The organism is Amycolatopsis sp. NPDC005003 (assembly GCF_053600695.1).
The window spans coordinates 260824-279721 of the sequence record NZ_JBSGAI010000005.1; the positions used below are offsets into that span (position 1 = coordinate 260824).

An 18898-nucleotide genomic window follows, 5' to 3' on the forward strand; every position below is an offset into this window, starting at 1 on the left:
ATCCGAAACCAGCGAAAGGCCACCCGGAAAGCGGCAGCGCCCCTCACGCTATCCAGCTGTCAACCGGCGGAAAACATGGCGTAGATCACTCCCGTTTTCGGTAAGGAAGTCACCGTTCCGCCCGATACGCCCGGCGGTGCATGCTGCGAAAATCCGCACGCAACGGAGAAGATCGGACATCGATGAGAACGCGCTCGAAGGCCTTGCCGAGTATTGTCGCCGCCCTCGTGGCCACGACGTTCGTCGGCTCGGGTACGCCTGCCTCGGCGGCAGATCAGCAGAGCCCGCTCGCGGAGGATTTCAGCTATCCGGGCGCGGCAGGCGTTCTGGCGGATTACGGCGTCACCCTGATTTCGGGCGACGGCCACCTGGTTTTCACCGATTGCACGACCCCGGCCGACGGCAACCTCGGCCTGATCCGCGTGCGCACCACCGATGACCCCGTGACCACGCCGAACAAGACGCTCTGCTTCAAAGCACTGGCGCCCACCGCGCGGCTGTCGCTGAAGGTGCCCGCGGTTTTCGAAATCCGTGGCGACGGCCAGGTGTCCGGGGCCGGGCACCAGGTGACCGCGGACCTGACCACCGACACCGGCCAGCGCACGTCGGTCGCGGTGAACCCCAGCGGGAGCACCCCGGTCGGGGTCGGCGCGAGTCCCGCGAACCAGCCGACCACCCTGCTGCAGCTCGTCGTCACCGGGGTCCTGCCCGGCTCCTCCCAGCCGACGGATCCCGGCACCCCGCCGGGCACCGCCGGCTTCGCCGCCAAGATCACCATGGACGGCCGTGCCTGCAGCGGCGCGCTCGTCGAACCCACGCTCGTGCTCACCGCCGCGAGCTGCTTCCCCGAAAACCCGCAGGGCGGCACCCCCGCGAAGGCCACGACCGTCACCGTGGGCGGCCACACCGCAAAGGTGACCGGCCTGATCACGCGCTCCGACCGCGATGTCGCGCTGGCCCGGATCGACACCACGATCACCGACGTCGCCACGGCGCCGCTCGGCTCCACCGCCAACCTCCCGGACCCGGCGGAGGAGCTCTCGCTCACCGGCTGGGGACGGACGGCCACCGAATGGGTGCCGGACGCCTCGCACGCCGCGAAGTTCAAGGCCGCCTCCGGGACCGCGACGACCCTGGCCCTCACCGGTGCCGACGGCGTCGACGCCTGCAAGGGCGACGCCGGCGCGCCGGTCGTCCGGCCGAACGGCACGATCGCCGCCGTGGCCGGGGCCTCCTGGCAGCACGGCTGCTTCGGCGAGACCGAGACCCGGCAGGGCACGACCGGGGTCCGGGTGGACGACCTGGGCGGCTGGATCCGCGGCCAGGCGATCACCGGTACCGCGAAAGCGATCGGCCACGGTGTCACGCTTTCCTGGACCCCGCTCGCCGCCTCCGAAGACGCGACCTACTCCGTCTACGCCAGCTCGGCCGGTCCCGCGACCAACAGCGCGACCCAGCTCATCGGCACCACGAAGGCGACCTCGTTCGTCCACTCGGCCACCTCCCGCAAGACGTGGTCGTACCTGGTCGTGGGTCCGGGCGGCGCCGCGAGCCCGCAGATCACCGTCACCACCGGAGCGCGGTCGCTGACCGACTTCACCGGCGACGGCAAGGCCGACATCGCCGCGTTCACCCGCGGGTCGACCGCCAACGTCTACGTGGCCGGCTCCGACGGCACGAAGTTCAACGGCTCGGGCGTCCTGTGGAGCGACTGGTTCTCGGCCGCCTCGGAAGTGCCGCTCTCCGGCGATTTCGACGGCGACGGCAAAGCCGACGTGGCCACCTTCACCCGCGGGAGCGCGGCGGACGTGTACGTCGCCCTCTCCGACGGCACCAAGTTCGGCGCCGGCCCCCTCTGGCACGACTACTTCGCCGCGGGCAACGAGATCCCCGCGGTCGGGGACTTCAACGGCGACGGCAAGGACGACATCGCCACCTTCACCCTGGGCGCAACCGGTGACGTCTACGTCTCCCTGTCGGACGGCACCAAGTTCGGCACGAGCTCGGCGTGGCACACGGACTTCGGGTACAACGCCGAACTGCCCTACGTCGGCGACTTCAACGGTGACGGCAAGGACGACATCGCCGTCTTCACCCGCGGCAGCTCCGGAGACGTCTACGTGGCCCTTTCCGACGGCACCAAGTTCGTCGGCAGCGGCGTGAAGTGGCACGACTACTTCGGCATCGCCAACGAGATCCCGGCCATCGGCGACTTCAACGGCGACGGCAAGGACGACATCGCGGTCTTCGTCCGCGGAACCGCCGGAGACGTGTACGTCGCCTTCTCCGACGGCACCAAGTTCGGCACCAGCTCGCTCTGGCACGACTACTTCGGCATCGCCGAAGAAATCCCCGCCACCGGCGACTTCAACGGCGACGGCAAGGACGACATCGCCGTCTTCGTCCGCGGAACCGCCGGAGACGTCTACGTCTCGCTGTCGACCGGCGCGAAGTTCGACACCAGTTCGGCCTGGCACGGCGACTTCGATTACAACAGCGAGGTTCCCCTCCCCCGGGCGATCCCGATCCTCTAGGGAAGCGCTGCCGGCCTCCGGGACCACGGTCCCGGAGGCCGGTTACCGACTTCGGTAGGTTCCGAAAATCCTTCACGGCTTTTACGTTGAGCTGGCCGTCCCGTTCGGGACGGATATCCGGATCACCTGGGCCGAAGGGCATTTTCATGCGAATGTCGAGGGCTGTAGCCGCGGTGGGAGCTGCCGCCGCGGCGCTGAGTCTGGTCTCAGCGGGGGTTGCGGACGCCCAGCAGGACATCATCGGCGGGAGCACGGTCTCCTCCGCGCCGTGGGGCGCCCAGATCTACTGGAACGACGTCACCACGTACGGCGGCTTCGAGTGCTCGGGCACGATCATCGCCCCGCAATGGGTGCTCACCGCCCGGCACTGCCTCAACTCGCCGGGCATGCACGTCAAGGTCGGCAACGTGACGCTCCAGCAGGGCACGAACGCCAACGTCGACCAGCAGAAGGCCTCCCCCAACGGAGACATCGCCCTGCTGCACCTGACGACGGCGGTCAGCACGACGTACATGAAGCTCGGCACGGGCAACCCGCCGACCGGATCGACCAACCAGATCTACGGCTGGGGCCGCACGCAGGGCAGCAACCCGCCGTCGAGCACCCTGAAGACGGCCAACGTGCGCGTGACGGGCCTGAGCTCGGACGCCTACGGCGGCACGGCCATCGCCAGCCAGGGCATCAACGGCTCGGCGTGGCACGGCGACTCGGGCGGTCCGCAGCTCTACAACGGCGTCCAGGTCGGGGTGTGCTCGACGGGCAGCAACTCCGGTTCCAACACCCAGGGCACGCAGAACTACGCGAGCATCGCCTCCAGCCGCAGCTGGATCCGCACGACCACGGGCGTCTGACCGCACACCGCGCGCCGGCCGCCCCGCGAGGGTGGCCGGCACGCGGCATACTCGCGGCATGAAGTTCCGCACCCAGGTCCTGCTCGGCGGCAAGACCGCGACCGGCCTGCCGGTTCCCGCCGACGTGGTCGAGGCGCTCGGCGCCGGCAAGAAGCCCGCGGTCACCGTGACGCTCGGCGGACACACCTACCGCACGACGGTCGCCAGCCGCGGCGGGCAGTTCCTGGTGCCGCTGAGCGCGGAGAACCGGACGCGGGCCGGGGTCGCCGCCGGGGACGACGTCGAGGTCGAGATCGCCCTCGACACCGCGCCCCGCGAACTCGAAATCCCCGCCGATCTGGCCGAAGCGCTCGCCGCCGACGACACCGCGCGGACCCGGTTCGAAAGCCTGTCCTACAGCGCGAAACAGCGGTTCGTGCTGCCGATCGGCCAGGCGAAGACCGCGGAGACCCGGCAGCGGCGCGTCGCCAAGGTGATCACCGACCTGCGCGCCGGGAAGTAGTCCATTCACTCCACAGTGTTCACTCCACGGTGTTCACTCCATAATGGACTTCCGCAGCGCCGCCTTGTCCGGTTTCCCCGACGGCGCCACCGGAACCGATCCCACGAAGCTGAACCGCGCCGGCACCGCCGCCTCCCCCAGCTCGGCCGCCACCGCCTTGCGGACCTCGTCGAGGTCCGGCGAACGGCCCGGCGCCGGAACCAGGAACGCGTGCGCCGCCTCCCCGGTCCGCTCGTCGGGCACCGCCACCACGTACGCCTGGTCGACGTCCGGGCACGCGGCGATCGCCCGCTCGATCGGGCCGGTGTAGTGGATGATCGCGTTCACGATCACCACGTCCCGCGCGCGGCCGGACAGGTGCAGGTAGCCCGCGGCGTCCACCCGGCCCAGGTCCTGAGTGCGCACCCAGCCGTCGCTCAGAACGGCAGCGGTCCCGGCGGGATCACGCCAGTAGCCCGCGAACGCCGACGGCGTGCGCACCCACACCTCGCCGTCGCGCACCGAGATCTCCACCGTGTCGCAGGCCCTCCCGACCGAACCCGGGCCCTCGTCGGCCCGGCAGAGGGTCAGCATCCCCGTCTCGGTCTGCCCGTACGCGTGGTGCATCGCGGGCCCGATCCGCTCGGCCGCCTCGGCGAGCTTGTGCGGCGGCACCGGCGACCCGGCCACGATCAGGCACCGCAGCCCGCTCAGGTCGACGTCCGTGTCCCGCAGCACGTCCAGCATCCGGTGCAGGCGCGGCACGGTCGTCAGCGCCGCCGTGATGCCCAGCCGCGGCAGCACCCACGGGAAGTCCGGCGCCCCCTGCGGGATCACCGCCGTGCCGCCGGCGAACAGGCACACCCCCAGCTGCTCGACCATCACCGCACTGGCCAGCGACCCGAACAGCAGGTACCGCCGGAACCCCGCGCCCAGCCGCTCGTGCGCCGAACCCGGGACCGGCGGCCGCCAGACCCGGCCTTCGGTCAGCGCGCGGTAGCTGTAGGCCACCCCCTTCGGGACGCCGGTGCTGCCGCTGGTGAACACGACCGTCGCGATGTCGTCGGGCCGCCCCTGCGGCACCGGCTCGGCGTAGCGGGCCAGCAGCCGCTCCATGCGCACCACCGGCACCGCCGTCTCCACCGGCAGCGTGCCGTCGGCGACCACCACCGCGACGTCACCGAGGATGTGCCGCAGCTGGGCCTCCGGCAGCCCGGGCCGGACCGCGACCGCGCGGGCGCCGAGCACGTGCACCGCGACGAGCGCCGCGAACCCCTCCGGGGTGACGCCGGTGGCCAGCCCGACCCCCTCGCCCGGGCCGGCCCCGGCCGCCCGCAGGCCCGCGGTGCACCGGCCGATCAGCTCCCGCAGCTCGCCGCGGGTGGTCACCCGCGAACCGTGTTCGAACGCGGGGACCTCCGGAGCGCGCTCCAGCTCGTCCAGCAGTGCCTGCGGGTGCACCATCGCGACTCACCTCTCGCCGGGGCGTCCCGGTCTACCGGGCGGATCTCAGAATTTCGGCAGAACCGACCGGCTCCCGCGGAAGCGACCGCAGGGACAGCGTGCCCGCGAGGGCGACGGCCCCGATCAGGCCGGTGGCGGCGGCGAGCGTCCAGAAGTCCGGGTGCACGATCGACTGGCCGCGCTCGGCCTGCCAGGTGAGCAGCGCGAGCAGGCCCAGGTAGCCCGCGCCCGTGGTCCGGACCAGCCGGCGGCGGACGACGTCGGATTCGAGCACCCGGTACCGGCGGGCCAGCAGGAGCAGCCCGAACGCGGCCAGCGGCAGCACCTGCAGCCCGTGGATGCCGACGAAGTGCGGGATCCGCAGGTCCCCGCCGGCCGTGCTCCAGCCGACCACCGGCAGCCCCGGGCCGCCGTCCTCGACGCCGACCGAGTGCGCGCCGAACGTCGAGTACTCGCCGCCGGCCTCGAGCACGGCCTGCTGGGCCGGCGTCGGCGAGAACATCAGCGTCGCGACGTACATCCCGGCCACGGCCAGACCGGCGCCCCACCGCAGGGCCGAGCGCAGCGCGCGGTCCGGGATGCGCTGGAACAGCAGCAGGACGGCGACGGCGGCGGTCATCAGCCACGCCGTGTACGCGCCACCCGCGACGACGCTGTTGATCGCGGCGTCGGTGGGCGTCGCCTGGTTGAAGTGCAGCGTGCGGCCGCGGCCGATGATCTGCCACACCAGCAGCACGAAGTCGAGGCCGATGCCCACGGCGAACAGGGTGCCGAACCACCAGCCGGCGCGGCGGCCGCGGCGCACGTGCGTCAGCAGCCACGCGAGCGTCAGCGCGTACAGGCCGATCGAAACGGAGAACTTGAAGGGCTTGAGCCAGATCGGCGCGTTGACCAGCGTGCGATCATCGACCAGGAGCCCGAGCAGCGAGACCGCGCACAGCACCCCCGTCGCCCCGGCGAGCACCACCAGCGGGCGGTGCCACGCCCGCAGCGTGACCAGCGGATTTCCCTTGTCTGCCATAGTTTCAAGCCTGGCGCGGGAGCGGCCCGGGGGCACTGGAGCGCACCACCGTCCCGAGGTGGGGACCGCCCTACCCCGGCCGCGTGGGTAATAGTGCCGTCACCGCGACCGGCAGTTGTGCCGTTTGACCGAACAGGCCTCTTTTCTAGCGTGACTTTCACACCGCGCGGACCACCGCGCCAGGGGAATTCGCTTCAGGAAGGAGGTGGCCCGTCGATGTCCAGTCCGGGATTCCAGGCAGATTCCGCTGCCATGACGCGCGCCGTCCAGGGTTTCGAGGAAACCGCGACGAACGCCAAGTCCACGATGGCCAGCTTGGAGTCCGAGCTGACCGAGGCGCTGCGCAACTACAAGGGCGACCAGGCCGTGGCCTTCTGGGACCTCCAGCGCCGGCTGCAGGAGAAGATGTCCGCCGCGGTGAAGGAGCTCGACACGATGTCGCAGCTCGTGCACACCAGCCACGCGAACTACGGCCGCGGTGACGCCGACGTCCACCAGAGCTTCCAGGGGGTCGGCAACACCCTCGAGGGCTCGGGCGTGCTCCCCCGCCTCAACCCCTGACCCGAGAGGACGCCCACCATGGCCGACGTCGTCGAAATCAACTTCGCCGCGCTGCAGCACAGCTCGGCATCCCTGGCCGCCAAGGCCAAGGCGCTCACCTCGCAGCTGGAGCAGCTGCACCAGAACCTGCAGCCGATCACCGCGACCTGGTACGCCTCCGGCAGCTCCGCCGGTGACGCCGCCCGCCAGGCCGAAACGCGCCTGCGCCAGGCCACCGCGGACATCGTCGCGATCATCGCGCAGTTCGGCGGGAAGGTCGGCGAGGCGCACGACCTCCAGCAGTCGCTGGAGAACCGCAACCAGGGACTGTTCGCGGGCTGACCGCGCCCCAGACGTCGGTCGGCCGGTGCGGGAAACCCCCCGCTCGCACCGGCCGACCGGCTTTCCCCACGTCAGCCCCATCGCGCCAGAGAGCCGGGACCGATGCCAGACCAGTCGTACTACGTCCACCTGGAATCGCTGAAGGACTTCGTGCGGGAGCTGGAAACCCAGATCCACGCGATGTCGAAACCGAACGACTTCCTGCTCACCCTCGGCGAGGAGCCGCTGCTGTTCGGCGAGTTCGGCGAGGCCGGGTCGCTGGCCGACGCCCACCGCGCCGCCGTGTCGGAGATGCAGGGCCTGCTCGACCAGGTCCGCAGCGCGATCGGGTTCGCCCAGGACGTGACCACCACGGTCGCCGACGGGTACCAGCACGCCGACCAGTCGGTGGCCGGGGACCTGCACGCTTCGGGCGCCGTCACCGGCCTGCTCGACCCGGTGCTCGGCCTGCTCGGCTCGGGTGACAGCGACGGGAGCCGCAAGGGATGACGAACACCGCGCACACGAACTTCGCCGCGTACAGCCACCAGCAGCTGTACGCGATGCTGCAGGCCGGCGACCCGAACAGCGCGCGGCACGCCGCCGACAAGTGGAAGTCCGCCGCACTGCACCTGCACGAGCAGGCCCACAACCTGAATGCCGAGCTCACCGAGTTCAAGGACCAGTGGACCGGTGGGGCGGCCGACCAGTACCAGCGGATGATCACCGACCTCGCGAACGGCATCTCGAAGGTGGCGCAGACCGCGGAGGCGATGAACGTGACACTCGGCGACGCCGCCGACGCGCTGGTGAAGGCCAAGAAGGAGATGCCGCCGCCGGTTTCGGTGCCGGACGTCGCCCCCGCCGACGTCGCGCTCGCGGTGAACCCGCCGCTGCTGCCGCCGGACGCCTCGCCGGCCGTCATCCAGGCCGCGGCGCAGCAGCGTCAGCAGGCCATCGCGAACGTCGAAGCGCAGCAGGCCGCCGCGAACGCCGCGGGCTCGGCGCACGGCAAGGCCATCGTCGTGATGACCCAGCTCGCCGGGGAGTACACCGCCGCGGAGGAGTCGATCCCGGCCTCGCCCAACGCCGTGCCCGTGCCCACGACCCCGCCCGCCGGTGGGGGCGCGGGCAGCGCCGGTTCGCCGGGGCTCGTCGGCAACGGCATGACCGGCGGCGGTGTCGTCGTCACCCCCACCGACGGGCACCCGCTGCCCGGTGGCGGGACGACGACGACCCAGCCCGGGACGACCGTGCCGACGTCGAACCCGCTGTTCGGCGACATGTTCACCGCCGGGCTCGCGGCGGCTTCGGCCGCCGCGTTCGGCCGGTTCGGCTCGATCATGCCGAAGGTGCCGTCGTGGGCGACCGGCAAGGATCCCAAGGACGACAAGGAACAGCCGCCCGGGACGAAGCTCGGCGGGGGCGGCGCCGGCGTCGAGGGCGGCAAGGGCGGCGGCATCCCGATCGGCGGCGGCGACGCGCCTTCGCTCGGCGGAGGCGGCGGTGGCGTGCCGATCGGCGGTGGGCTCACCGGGCCCGGCGAAGTCCCGGCGGCGCATTCCGGCCTGGCCGGCGACGGCGGCGCGGGCAACGCGCTGAGCGGGCTCGCCGGTGGCGCGGCCGGGGCCGCGGCGGCGTCGGCGGCCAAGGGCGCGATGCCGATGATGCCCATGATGCCGATGGGCATGGGCGGCGGCGGGGACATGGGCTCCGGCCGGCGGATCCCGGCGTGGCTGGTGGAGACCGAGAACGTCTGGGGCCAGTCGGCGCCGGTCGCGCCGCCGGTCATCGGCGAAGACGGCTCCTGATGACGGCGGCGGGCTATCGCGTGGCCCCGGCGCGCCTCGACGCGGTGGCCGGCGAGTCCGGTTCCCGCGCCGAGGCGCTTTCCGCGGCGCAGTCGGCGGTGGCGGGTGAGAAGCTGCCCGCCACCGCGTTCGGCCAGGTGAGCGAGTCGGCCGCCGCGGCCAAGACGTTCGAGAAGACGATGACCGAGCTGGGTGCGAAGCTCGAGTCGAGCGTGTCCCGGCTGCGGACGCTCCGAAGTGGACTGACTTCGTGCGCGGCCGGGTACCGGCGGGCGGACGCGCAGGTCGCGGCGATGTACCGGGCCCTGCTGCCCGAGGATCCGTTGCCCCGCGCGGGAAACCCGGCCGGGATCGGCGGCCCGGCCGACACCGGCGCGTGGGCGCACGCGATCGCGGACAACCGCGGCAAGGTCGCCGATGCCCTCACCGCCGAGCGGTTGCGGCTGGCGGCGTTGACCGATGCGGATGCCATCGCGCGGTCGCAGGCGCGGATCAAGCTGTACGAGGACATCCTGGCGCACGACCGGCAGATCCTCCGGTTCGATCCCGCGGGCAACGGCCGGATCGTCGAGCTCGTCGGGCACATCGAGCCGGGGACGCGGAACGTCGGGCTGTTCGTGCCCGGCGTCAACACGCAGCTGTCGAACTTCGACGCCTACGCCGGTCTCGGGCGCAGCCTGGTGGCCGCGGACCCGGCCGGGCGCACGGCGGTCGTCGTCTGGGCCGACGGCGTGTTCCCGCAGGGCCCGGTGGCGCAGGGGCCGGACGCGGGGTACGCCCAGGCGATGGCGCCGGACCTCAAGCACTTCGCCGACGACCTGCGCGGCGAGATCGCGAGCCACGCGGGCTCCGGCGTCACGCTGACCGCGATCGGGCACAGCTACGGCGGGGCGACGGTCGGGCTGGCCGAGGCGCACGGCCTCGACGTCGACCGCGTGCTGCACGTCGAGTCGGCCGGCATGGGCCACGGCGTGTGGTCGCCGGCCGACCTGCCGCCGAGCCAGGCGGGTGTCCAGCGGTTCTCGATGACGGCACCGCTGGACCCGATCGTGCTCGCGCAGGGCAACGCCTGGGGCCTGGAGTGGACCGGCATCGGGCACGGCGCGGACCCGGACGTCTTCCCCGGCGTCACCGAGCTGGGCACCGGCAGCGACGCTTCCGGTTCGGCGATCTGGGGCGTGTCGTCGCACAACGACGTGCTGAAGCCGGGTTCGGATTCGTGGACGAACATCTACCGCGTCCTCACCTCGGCCGGGGACCTCCGATGACGCCCGGACTGACCCGCCTGGCGGCCGAGCTGACCACGGTGATCGACGACGTCGCGGCCGCCTTCGGCGGTTCCGCGGAGCCGACGCTTTCCGGCGAGCTGGACTGCGACCCGACCAGCCCGGGTCACCTGCTGTGCTGGCAGTACGGCGTCCGCGTCGACCACCCGGCCGCGCCGGAAACCAGCCTGGCGGCGCTCCTCCCGGCGTTGCACCGCGACGGCTGGGAATCCCACGACCGCAGCACCCCCCGCGAGCAGATCACCCGCTTCACCCGCGAAGGCGCGGACTTCACGATCCACGTGGCCGGCTCGGTCACGATCATCGGCTCCACCCGCCCCCTCCCCACCTGACGTGTCGTCCCCCCGATCACGAGTGATGCCCCTCCAATCACACGTGATTGGGGGGACGACACGGGGTTACGGGGTGAAGCGGGAGGGGCGCCAGCCACGGCGGCGGGCGCGGCGGACCGCGGCCACCGTCACCCCGGCGGCCGCGGCCAAGGCGACCCCGGCCAGGGCGATCGTGCCCGCCGGGACGTTCGACGGCCGGGGCGCGGGTGCGGCGGCCGGGACCACCGTCGGGGCCGAGGCCGAAGGCGGGAGAGCGCCGGGTGGCGGGACGTCGGCTGGGAGGGTCGACGACACCGCCGCGTAGGCGTCCAGGACTCCCCAGCCCAGCCGCGGGTCGTGGCTGCCGGACGGCGGGCGGTGGGCCGTCAGCGTCAGGCGCGTGACGACCTGGTCGCCGGACAGCTCCGGGTGGTAGGCCCGCACCAGCGCCGCGACCCCGGCGACGTACGCCGCCGCGAGGCTCGGGTCGGTCAGCGGCCAGCGGTGCGCCACCGCGCCGCCGGCCCCCGCCGACGTGCTCACCAGCTCCGCGCCCGGCGCGGCGAGGCCGACGTGGTCCCCCGCTTCGGTCTGCACCGGCGCGCCCGCGGGGTTCACCGACCCGACGGCCAGGACGCCGGACGTCGCCGTCGGGTACGTCCGCGCGCCCTGCTGGGTCGCCGACGCCGCCGAGACGACCACCGCCCCTCGCGAGCGCGCCCGGGAAACCGCCCCCGACAACGCCGGGCTGTCGGCCGCCGCGGGCACGGCGACCAGGATCACGCCCGCGCGCCGGTCCACCGCCCGGTCGATCGCCTCGGCCAGCTCGCCGGGGTCACCGCCGTCGCCGGTGGTGTACCGGATCGGCAGCAGCCGCACGCCGGGCGCGACGCCGGCGAACGTCGTCGACGGATCCGGTTGCGCGCCGACGATCCCGGCCGCGATCGTGCCGCGGCCGTCGCAGTCCGTGCGCTCGGTGCCGGCCCCGGTGTCGAGCTGGCCGGGGGCGAACTGCGCGTTCTGCCCGTCGACGCCGGTGCCGACCACGGCCACCAGCTGGCCGCCGCCCCGGGTCAGCGGCCACAGCCGCGCCGGGTCGACCAGGCGCTGGCCCCACGGGACCTCGCCGGTGTAGGTGCCGGACGGGTTCGCGCACCCCTGCGCCCAGGCGGCCGGTGCACCGAAGACACCCGAAGCCGCCACGAGGCCCGCCACCGCGAGCAACGCCGGTAACCGCACCCGAACCCCCGAAACCGAAAGACGGTGGCGGACAAGGAAGTCCGCCACCGCCAGTCTAGCCTCCGACGACGCCTCAGCGAAGGTCCATGCCCAGATCCAGCGCCGGTGAGGAATGCGTCAGCCCGCCCACCGACAGGTAGTCCACACCGGACAGTGCGTAGGCCTTACCACGGTCGAGGGTGAGCCCACCAGAGGATTCCAGCCGCGTCTTCGGCGAAACTTCGTCGCGGCGCGCCACGGCCCGGCGGCACTGCTCGGGCGTGAAGTTGTCCAGCAGCACCTCGTCCGCGCCGGCGGACAGGGCCTCCTCGAGCTGGTCGAGCGTGTCGACCTCGACCTCGCAGGCCAGTTCCGGCGCGTGCGCCCGGGCCGCCGCCAGCGCCGCCGTCACCGAACCCGCGGCGACGACGTGGTTGTCCTTGATCAGCACCGCGTCGCCGAGGCCCAGCCGGTGGTTGACCCCGCCGCCGCAGCGGACGGCGTACTTCTGCAGCAGCCGCAGCCCCGGCAACGTCTTGCGCGAGTCCCGGATCGCGCACCCGGTGCCGTCCACTTCGGACACCCAGGCGGCGGTCGCGGTGGCGACGCCGGAGAGGTGGCACAGCAGGTTCAGCGCCGTGCGCTCGGCGGTGAGCAGCCCGCGCACCGGGCCGGCCAGCACCAGCGCGGGCTCCCCCGCGACCAGCCGGTCGCCGTCCTCGCGCCGGGCCAGCACCTCGTAGCCGTCGCCGAGGACCATGTCGAACACCGCGAGCGCCACCGGCAGCCCGGCGACGACCCCGGTCACGCGCGGGGTCAGCTCGGCGACCGCGGCCGCGTCGGCCGGCACCGTGGCCGCCGTCGTCGCGTCCGGCCCGTACCGCAGGTCCTCGCCCAGCGCCGTGGAAACCACGCGCTCGACGTCGTCGACGTCCAGCCCGGCGGCCGCGATCAGCCGGCGGACGGAGTCGGAGATCGGGAACGTCATGCCACGCCTTCCAGGGGGATCGGGTCGGCCAGCACGGGCTGACCGGACGGGCTGAGCCGGATGAGCTGGCTGCGCCGCCAGCCGTCGTCGCGCGCCGGGAAGTCGGTGCGCACGTGGCAGCCCCGCGACTCGGTGCGCCGGACGGCCGCGGCGAGCAACGCCTGCGCCACCACGGTCAGCGCCGCGTCTTCGACGCCCGCGTGCGTCCACAGCGGAGTGTCCGAAAGGGACAGATCCAGCACCGAACCGGCGGCCGCCAGCCCGTCGGCGTCCCGGCCAATGGCCGCGTACCGGCTCATCACCCGCTGCAGGGAGTCGCGCTCCGCCGCCGGCGCGGTGATCCGCGACGGCAGCCGCCCTCGCGAAGGATCGGCCAGCAGGCCGGCCGCGAGGTCCGCCGCGACGGCCTCGGCGACGCGCTGCCCGACGACCAGGCCTTCGAGCAGGCTGTTGGACGCCAGCCGGTTCGCGCCGTGCAGCCCGGTGCGCGCGACCTCGCCGGCCGCGTAGAGCCCGGCCACCGCCGATCGTCCGTCCACAGTGGTCACCACGCCGCCGCACGAGAAGTGCGCCGCCGGGGTCACCGGGATCGGGTCCACGGCCGGGTCGAGGCCCAGCGCCGCGCAAGCCGCGAATACCGTCGGGAACCGCTGCGCGAAGCCCGCGACCGAAGTCGCGTCGAGGAAGACGTGGTCGTCGATGCCGCCCGGCGCCTCCGCCATCCGCCGGGTGATCGCCGCCGAGACGACGTCACGCGGCGCGAGGTCGCCGAGTGGGTGCACGCCCGGCATCACCGGCAGGCCGGCACCGTCCACCAGTGTCGCGCCCTCGCCGCGCACCGCCTCGGTGACGAGCGGGCACCGGCCGCGCGCGCCCGGGGTGTAGAGCACGGTCGGGTGGAACTGCACGAACTCGATGTCCGCGACGGTCGCGCCGGCCCGCAGCGCGAGCGCGAGCCCGTCGCCGGTGGCGATCTCCGGGTTCGAGGTCGCCTGGTAGAGCTGCCCGAGGCCGCCGCTGGCCACCAGCACGGCCGAAGCGCGGACGGCGCCGGGCACGCCGTGGCGGTCGAGCACCGTCACGCCGGCGACCCGCCCGCCGGGGGTGAGCAGCGCGTCGACGGCGATGTGGTGCTCCAGCACCGGCACGCCCGCCTGCCCGGCCTGCGCGACCAGGGCGCGTTCGACTTCGGCGCCGGTCGCGTCGCCGCCCGCGTGGATCACGCGGAACGCGCTGTGCCCGCCCTCGCGGCCCCGCGCGAGCAGCCCGGAGGCCGCGACGTCGAACTTCGCGCCGTCCGCCCGCAGCCGGGCGACCGCGGCCGGGCCGCCGTCGATGATCGAGCGCGCCGCCGGCTCGTCGCACAGGCCGGCGCCCGCGGTGAACGTGTCCTCCGCGTGCCGGGCGACGGAGTCGTCGAGGTCGTGCTGGTCGTCCAGGACGACGGCGACGCCGCCCTGCGCCCAGCGCGTGTTGCCGTCCGCGACGGCGGCCTTGGTGACCACCAGGACGTGCAGCCCGAGCGCCTGCGCCCGCAGCGCCGCGGTCAGCCCGGCGACGCCGCTGCCGATCACGACCAGGTCGGCACGGGCTTCCCAGACCGGGGTTTTCGCCTGTGGGTCATTAACCGGCGGGGTCATTCGCCGCCGCCGGGCTGCCCGATCTCGATCATCCGCTGCACCGAGGCCTTCGCGCGCGCCGCCGTCTCGAGGTCGACGTGGACCTCGTCGAGGCCGTCACGCAGGCAGCGCAGCAGCGCGGCGGGCGTGATCATCTTCATGTACCGGCAGGACGCGCGGTCGTTCACCGCGCGGAAGTCGATGCCGGGCGCGGCCTTGCGGAGCTGGTGGATCATGCCGATCTCGGTGGCCACCAGCACGGTCTTGGCGCGGGTGTCGCGGGCCTCGTGGACCATGTCGCCGGTGGAGAGGATCTTGACCCGCTCCGGCGCCACGGCCCCCTCGCCGGCCAGGTAGAGCGCCGACGTCGCGCAGCCGCACTCGGGGTGGATGAACAGGTCGGCGTCCGGCTCCTCGGCCGCGCGCTCGGCCAGCTCGGCGCCGTTGATGCCCGCGTGGACGTGGCACTCCCCGGCCCAGACGTGCATGTTCTCCCGGCCGGTGACGCGCTTGACGTGCGCACCGAGGAACTGGTCCGGCAGGAAGAGAACTTCCTGGTCAGCGGGGATGGAGGCGACGACGTCGACCGCGTTCGACGACGTGCAGCAGATGTCGGTCTCGGCCTTCACCTCGGCCGTGGTGTTGACGTAGGAGACGACCACCGCGCCCGGGTGCTCGGCCTTCCAGGCCCGCAGCTCGGCGCCGGTGATGGAGTCGGCCAGCGAGCAGCCGGCCCGCGCGTCCGGGATCAGGACGGTCTTTTCGGGCGCGAGGATCTTCGCGGTCTCGGCCATGAAGTGCACGCCGCAGAAGACGATGGTGGACGCGTCGCTGCTCGCCGCGATCCGGCTGAGCGCGAGGGAGTCGCCGGTGTGGTCGGCGATGTCCTGGATCTCGGGGACCTGGTAGTTGTGCGCGAGCAGGACCGCGTCGCGCTGCTTCGCCAGGCGCCGCACCTCCTCCGCCCAGGCCGCGTTCGCCTCGACCCCGCCGTAGGGGGTGAGGTCCTGATCGAGCGTCGAAGTCATGGTTGGCCCTCCTGGACCGATCTCCGGTTTTCGCCTTACAATCGAAAACCGTGCGAAGTCATCTTAACACCCAGGCCCCCTTGGCCCACGAGGTTTTGGGCGCGGTCCTTCAAGTGCGCTCGGACACACTGCGGGTGCTGCTGTGGCGCCGCGCGCTGGACCCGCACCTCGGGCGCTGGTCGTTGCCGGGCGGGCGGCTGCGGCCCGACGAGGACGTCGAGACGTCGATCCGGCGCCAGCTCGCCGAGAAAGTGGACGTCCGCCAGCTCAAGCACGTCGAGCAGCTGGCGGTGTTCAGCGACCCGCACCGCGTCCCGGGGCCGCGCGTGGTGGCGACGGCCTTCCTCGGCCTGGTGCCGTCCGACGTCGACCCCGAAGTGCCCGAGGACACCGAGTGGCACGACGTCGCTTCGCTGCCGCGGACGGCGTTCGACCACGAGGCGATCGTGCTGCGCGCCCGCGACCGGCTGCGGTCGAAGCTTTCCTACACCAACCTCGGCTTCGCGCTGGCGCCGGACGAGTTCACGATCTCGGCGCTGCGCGGCCTGTATTCGGCGGCTTTGGGCTACCGCGTGTCGGCGACCAACCTGCAGCGGGTGCTGTCCCGCCGCGGGCTGCTGGTGCCGACGGGCCACACGGCGGCACCGGGCCGCGCGGGCGGGCGGCCGGCGGCGCTGTTCTCCTTCGCCGGCAACGGCATGCAGATCACGGATCCGTTCGCCGTGTTCAAGCCGCCATCGAGGTGACCGTGCTGCGCCGAAGGCGTTCTCCCCTTACCGTGGACGCGTGACCGAGCCGGAACCGGATAGTGACGCGACGACGACGATCCTGCCGTTGTTCCCGCTTCAGACCGTGCTGCTGCCCGGCACCAAGCTCCCGCTGCACATCTTCGAACCGCGGTACCGGCAGCTGACGGCGGACCTGGTGAGCGGCACGGTGCCGGGCCGCGAGTTCGGCGTGATCGCCCTCCGGTCGTCACTGACCCGCGAGGTCCGTGGTCTGGACCAACTGCACGAGATCGGCTGCAGCACGGTCCTGCGCGAGGCCAAACGCCTCCCGGACGGCCGGTTCGACGTGGTGACGCAGGCCCGGCGCCGCTTCCGCCTGCGCGACCTCGACTGCGTGTCGGCCCCGTACCTGATCGCCTCGGTGGAGTGGGTCGACGACGACCCGGTGGCCCCGTCCGGAGGCATGGCGGAGCGCCTGGCCGCGGTGGCCCGCGCGGCGCACCAGAGGTACTGCGAAACGGCCTGGCGCAGCGACGACTGGCACGCCCCGGCCTCGGAAACGACGATCGCCGAGCTGGCGTACGTGCTGGCGGCGGACTGCCTGCTGCCGCTGGAGGACCGCCAGCGACTGCTGGAGGAACGCCACCCGCTGCGCCGCCTTCGCATCGCCTGCCGCCTGCTGACCCGGGAAGCGGGCTTCCTGAACACCCTGGGCGCGGTCCCCCTGCCCCCGGGCGAGCTGACCGACCTCAGCCGCCCGGCGAGTTTGAACTGACCCCGCCCGGCCGGGGCGCGGGGTCAGGCGTTCTCCTCCGAACCGCTGCGGTTCCCGTTGCCGTTCCCGAACTTGTTCCACACCTTGCCCGCCGCGCCGGAGACCGCCTCGCCGACGTCGCTGAACACCTTCGTCAGCGGGTCCGTCGAGGAGTTCCACGAGTCCTTGTACGACTTGGCCGCCGACTTCAGGTCGTCCTTCCAATCCGACGTCGGCGAGTCTTCGTCGCGGCGGGGGTAGTCGCCGGCCAGGATTGCGCGGTAGTCCTCGGACGCCGCCCACTTCTGCAGCTGGGCCGCGCGGACCACCGCGAACGGGTGCGACTCCGTCTCGACGAACCTGAGCTTGAGAAAGCTGTCGCGGATGTCCTCGACCGACTCGTACTCGGCGGCCTGCTGCAGGAACGACGGGACGTCGATGCGGGCCGGGTCGATGCCGCCCGCCACCTGGATCTGGGCGCGCAGCGCCGCCGTCGGGTCCTGGCTGCACAGCAGCCCGGCCCGGTCGCACGACAGCTCCGCCTTGCGGAACCACTCGCGCAGCGCCGCGATGATCGCCCGGATGCCGAGCGCGCTGACCGGCGTCCACGACATCGCCAGCTGCAGGCGGATCAGGCGCACCATGATCGTGCGGTAGACCGCGTGCCCGGACAGCACGTGCCCCATCTCGTGCCCGATCACGAACCGCAATGAGTCGACGTTCATCAGCTCGACGAGCCCGGTGCTGATCGCGATGAACGGCTCGTCCATGCCGACCGTCTCCGCATGGATCTGCGCGTTCTGGAAGACGAACAGGTTCGGCACCGACGGTAGGTCCAGCGTCTCGGCGCATTCGTGGCGCAGCCGGTCGAGCTCCGGGTACTGCTTCGGGCCGACGCGGATCGACGACGCGAGCGCCATCAGCCGCTCGCCGCGTTCGTTGTAGAAGCCCGAAACGGTCTTGACGACCTGGGCGAAGCCGGGCACCGCGCGCAGCGTGGCGAGCGCACCGCGGTCCACCGGGTGCTCGTACGCACGCGGGCTGATGCCGGGAAAGCGGACGGCGTTGTGCCGCGAAACCTCGATGTCGTCGGTCACTGCTGGATCCCCCCTGTAGGTGACGGACACCACCTTAGGGGAAAGCGGTCAGCCGAGGCGGCGGCCCAGGTCGTCGCGGCCGTTCCAGGTGGCCAGCAGGGTGTAGGCGATCGACACGCCGAGCGGGCCGGTGAGCAGCACCCACCACGACTCCAGGCGCGGCGCCAGCTCGATCACCGATCCGAGCGCGGGCGGGGTGGCGATGGCGTAGTGGCTGTTCGCCCAGCCGACGCCGAGCAGCATGGCCAGCGCGCCGGCCAGCGCGACGCCGAGCACCGCGGCGAGGAAGACCACCGGGCCGCGGCGTTCGCGCAGCAGCCAGACGACGACGCCGACGACGATCCCCATTCCGAGCGCGAGGAACCCGAAGACGGCCAGGTCGTCGAACCGGTGCCAGCTCTCCAGCTCCAGGGCGCCCTGGGTGCCGTCGGCGGCGACGATGCGCACCCGCTCCGGCGGCGCGAGCCGCGACCAGGCGAAGGCGAGCGGGAAGCTCAGCAGGGTGAGGACGCCGAGCACGCTGATGGCGGGCAGCAGGTCGGCCTTCACGACGACGCGCGGCCGCCGCTCCCGGAACAGCACGGGCACCGACCACGGGCCGGCCACGGCCGACGGCCGGTGCGCGGGCCCCGACGACTCACTCACCCGGACTCCCTCCTGCGACTGTGCCCACCGAGCGTAACCGGTCGACGCGTGGGCGCGGTGAGCCGCTCGCCGTGTCGCCGACCCGCCGCTTGTGAACTATCCGGTTCGTTACGCCACGGCCGGTCGCTGATGAACGATCTGGTTCGTTAGGCCCGCAGCCCACCCGGCCAATGAACGATCCGGTTCGTTACCCGCGCCACG

Annotated in this window: 19 protein-coding genes; 11 read left to right on the plus strand and 8 right to left on the minus strand. The window is 72.8% G+C overall.

Translation table 11 applies throughout. The features are described 5' to 3' along the window. Positions 1–182 precede the first annotated feature (182 nt). The 3 genes from ACWED2_RS08580 (at position 183) to ACWED2_RS08590 (ending at position 3887) form a co-directional block, all read left to right on the plus strand. Positions 183–2534: an FG-GAP-like repeat-containing protein gene (locus ACWED2_RS08580; protein WP_449689805.1), complete on the plus strand. Its 2352-nt coding sequence runs from the start codon at positions 183–185 to the stop codon at positions 2532–2534. A gap of 146 nt (positions 2535–2680) precedes the next feature. Further along, complete coding sequence (locus tag ACWED2_RS08585) at positions 2681–3385, plus strand: S1 family peptidase (protein WP_449689806.1); 705 nt, start codon at positions 2681–2683, stop codon at positions 3383–3385. A gap of 58 nt (positions 3386–3443) precedes the next feature. Further along, on the plus strand, positions 3444–3887 hold the full coding sequence (locus tag ACWED2_RS08590) for a YdeI/OmpD-associated family protein (RefSeq protein WP_449689807.1): 444 nt from the start codon (positions 3444–3446) through the stop codon (positions 3885–3887). 33 nt (positions 3888–3920) lie between these two features. Here ACWED2_RS08590 and ACWED2_RS08595 read toward each other — a convergent pair whose 3' ends face one another. Beyond that, on the minus strand, positions 3921–5330 hold the full coding sequence (locus tag ACWED2_RS08595; protein WP_449689808.1) for a class I adenylate-forming enzyme family protein: 1410 nt from the start codon (positions 5328–5330) through the stop codon (positions 3921–3923). Between the two features lie 31 nt (positions 5331–5361). Continuing rightward, on the minus strand, positions 5362–6351 hold the full coding sequence (locus ACWED2_RS08600) for a hypothetical protein (protein ID WP_449689809.1): 990 nt from the start codon (positions 6349–6351) through the stop codon (positions 5362–5364). 216 nt (positions 6352–6567) lie between these two features. Between ACWED2_RS08600 and ACWED2_RS08605 the strand changes: the two genes are divergently transcribed. The 6 genes from ACWED2_RS08605 to ACWED2_RS08630 all read left to right on the plus strand — a co-directional run bounded on the left by ACWED2_RS08605 (position 6568) and on the right by ACWED2_RS08630 (position 10641). Continuing rightward, positions 6568–6912 carry a WXG100 family type VII secretion target gene (locus ACWED2_RS08605; protein ID WP_152603733.1) on the plus strand — a complete coding sequence of 115 codons (345 nt, stop codon included), beginning with the start codon at positions 6568–6570 and terminating at the stop codon, positions 6910–6912. 18 nt (positions 6913–6930) lie between these two features. Next, positions 6931–7233, plus strand: coding sequence for a hypothetical protein (locus tag ACWED2_RS08610; RefSeq protein ID WP_003057455.1), 303 nt, complete (start codon positions 6931–6933; stop codon positions 7231–7233). A 102-nt stretch (positions 7234–7335) separates the two neighbouring features. Next, on the plus strand, positions 7336–7722 hold the full coding sequence (locus tag ACWED2_RS08615) for a hypothetical protein (RefSeq protein WP_449689810.1): 387 nt from the start codon (positions 7336–7338) through the stop codon (positions 7720–7722). Continuing rightward, positions 7719–9023: a WXG100 family type VII secretion target gene (locus ACWED2_RS08620; RefSeq protein WP_449689811.1), complete on the plus strand. Its 1305-nt coding sequence runs from the start codon at positions 7719–7721 to the stop codon at positions 9021–9023. The genes ACWED2_RS08615 and ACWED2_RS08620 overlap by 4 nt, the downstream gene beginning before the upstream one ends. Next, entirely contained in the window at positions 9023–10291 is a 1269-nt protein-coding gene (locus ACWED2_RS08625; RefSeq protein ID WP_449689812.1) for an alpha/beta hydrolase, read from the plus strand. Before ACWED2_RS08620 ends, ACWED2_RS08625 begins: the two co-directional genes overlap by 1 nt. Beyond that, positions 10288–10641, plus strand: a complete 354-nt coding sequence (locus ACWED2_RS08630; protein ID WP_449689813.1) for a hypothetical protein — start codon at positions 10288–10290, stop codon at positions 10639–10641. The genes ACWED2_RS08625 and ACWED2_RS08630 overlap by 4 nt, the downstream gene beginning before the upstream one ends. Before the next feature lie 66 nt (positions 10642–10707). On the opposite strand, the gene ACWED2_RS08635 is transcribed toward ACWED2_RS08630, so the two are convergent. From ACWED2_RS08635 to nadA, 4 genes are all read right to left on the minus strand, one after another. After that, positions 10708–11844 (minus strand): S8 family serine peptidase, encoded by a 1137-nt coding sequence (locus ACWED2_RS08635; RefSeq protein WP_449689873.1) that lies wholly within the window; start codon positions 11842–11844, stop codon positions 10708–10710. Between the two features lie 88 nt (positions 11845–11932). Then, positions 11933–12826, minus strand: a complete 894-nt coding sequence (nadC, locus tag ACWED2_RS08640) for a carboxylating nicotinate-nucleotide diphosphorylase (protein ID WP_449689814.1) — start codon at positions 12824–12826, stop codon at positions 11933–11935. After that, positions 12823–14466, minus strand: a complete 1644-nt coding sequence (locus ACWED2_RS08645; RefSeq protein WP_449689815.1) for an L-aspartate oxidase — start codon at positions 14464–14466, stop codon at positions 12823–12825. The genes nadC and ACWED2_RS08645 overlap by 4 nt, the downstream gene beginning before the upstream one ends. Further along, on the minus strand, positions 14463–15473 hold the full coding sequence (nadA, locus tag ACWED2_RS08650) for a quinolinate synthase NadA (RefSeq protein ID WP_449689816.1): 1011 nt from the start codon (positions 15471–15473) through the stop codon (positions 14463–14465). The genes ACWED2_RS08645 and nadA overlap by 4 nt, the downstream gene beginning before the upstream one ends. 113 nt (positions 15474–15586) lie before the next feature. Here nadA and ACWED2_RS08655 point away from each other — a divergent pair, with 113 nt between their 5' ends. Together ACWED2_RS08655 and ACWED2_RS08660 are read left to right on the plus strand one after the other, a co-directional pair. Next, complete coding sequence (locus ACWED2_RS08655; protein WP_449689817.1) at positions 15587–16219, plus strand: NUDIX hydrolase; 633 nt, start codon at positions 15587–15589, stop codon at positions 16217–16219. Between the two features lie 40 nt (positions 16220–16259). Beyond that, positions 16260–16976 carry an LON peptidase substrate-binding domain-containing protein gene (locus tag ACWED2_RS08660; RefSeq protein ID WP_449689818.1) on the plus strand — a complete coding sequence of 239 codons (717 nt, stop codon included), beginning with the start codon at positions 16260–16262 and terminating at the stop codon, positions 16974–16976. Between the two features lie 23 nt (positions 16977–16999). On the opposite strand, the gene ACWED2_RS08665 is transcribed toward ACWED2_RS08660, so the two are convergent. Both ACWED2_RS08665 and ACWED2_RS08670 read right to left on the minus strand, forming a co-directional pair. Next, positions 17000–18052 (minus strand): M48 family metallopeptidase, encoded by a 1053-nt coding sequence (locus ACWED2_RS08665; protein WP_449689819.1) that lies wholly within the window; start codon positions 18050–18052, stop codon positions 17000–17002. Positions 18053–18100: 48 nt separating this feature from the next. Beyond that, positions 18101–18697: a DUF2567 domain-containing protein gene (locus ACWED2_RS08670; protein ID WP_449689820.1), complete on the minus strand. Its 597-nt coding sequence runs from the start codon at positions 18695–18697 to the stop codon at positions 18101–18103. Positions 18698–18898 lie beyond the last annotated feature (201 nt).

Coding starts and splice junctions, on each gene's coding strand:
- ACWED2_RS08580 (WP_449689805.1), top strand. CDS start 183: ATGAGAACGCGCTCGAAGGCCTTGCCGAGTATTGTCGCCGCCCTCGTG.
- ACWED2_RS08585 (WP_449689806.1), top strand. CDS start 2,681: ATGCGAATGTCGAGGGCTGTAGCCGCGGTGGGAGCTGCCGCCGCGGCG.
- ACWED2_RS08590 (WP_449689807.1), top strand. CDS start 3,444: ATGAAGTTCCGCACCCAGGTCCTGCTCGGCGGCAAGACCGCGACCGGC.
- ACWED2_RS08595 (WP_449689808.1), bottom strand. CDS start 5,330: ATGGTGCACCCGCAGGCACTGCTGGACGAGCTGGAGCGCGCTCCGGAG.
- ACWED2_RS08600 (WP_449689809.1), bottom strand. CDS start 6,351: ATGGCAGACAAGGGAAATCCGCTGGTCACGCTGCGGGCGTGGCACCGC.
- ACWED2_RS08605 (WP_152603733.1), top strand. CDS start 6,568: ATGTCCAGTCCGGGATTCCAGGCAGATTCCGCTGCCATGACGCGCGCC.
- ACWED2_RS08610 (WP_003057455.1), top strand. CDS start 6,931: ATGGCCGACGTCGTCGAAATCAACTTCGCCGCGCTGCAGCACAGCTCG.
- ACWED2_RS08615 (WP_449689810.1), top strand. CDS start 7,336: ATGCCAGACCAGTCGTACTACGTCCACCTGGAATCGCTGAAGGACTTC.
- ACWED2_RS08620 (WP_449689811.1), top strand. CDS start 7,719: ATGACGAACACCGCGCACACGAACTTCGCCGCGTACAGCCACCAGCAG.
- ACWED2_RS08625 (WP_449689812.1), top strand. CDS start 9,023: ATGACGGCGGCGGGCTATCGCGTGGCCCCGGCGCGCCTCGACGCGGTG.
- ACWED2_RS08630 (WP_449689813.1), top strand. CDS start 10,288: ATGACGCCCGGACTGACCCGCCTGGCGGCCGAGCTGACCACGGTGATC.
- nadC (WP_449689814.1), bottom strand. CDS start 12,826: ATGACGTTCCCGATCTCCGACTCCGTCCGCCGGCTGATCGCGGCCGCC.
- ACWED2_RS08645 (WP_449689815.1), bottom strand. CDS start 14,466: ATGACCCCGCCGGTTAATGACCCACAGGCGAAAACCCCGGTCTGGGAA.
- nadA (WP_449689816.1), bottom strand. CDS start 15,473: ATGACTTCGACGCTCGATCAGGACCTCACCCCCTACGGCGGGGTCGAG.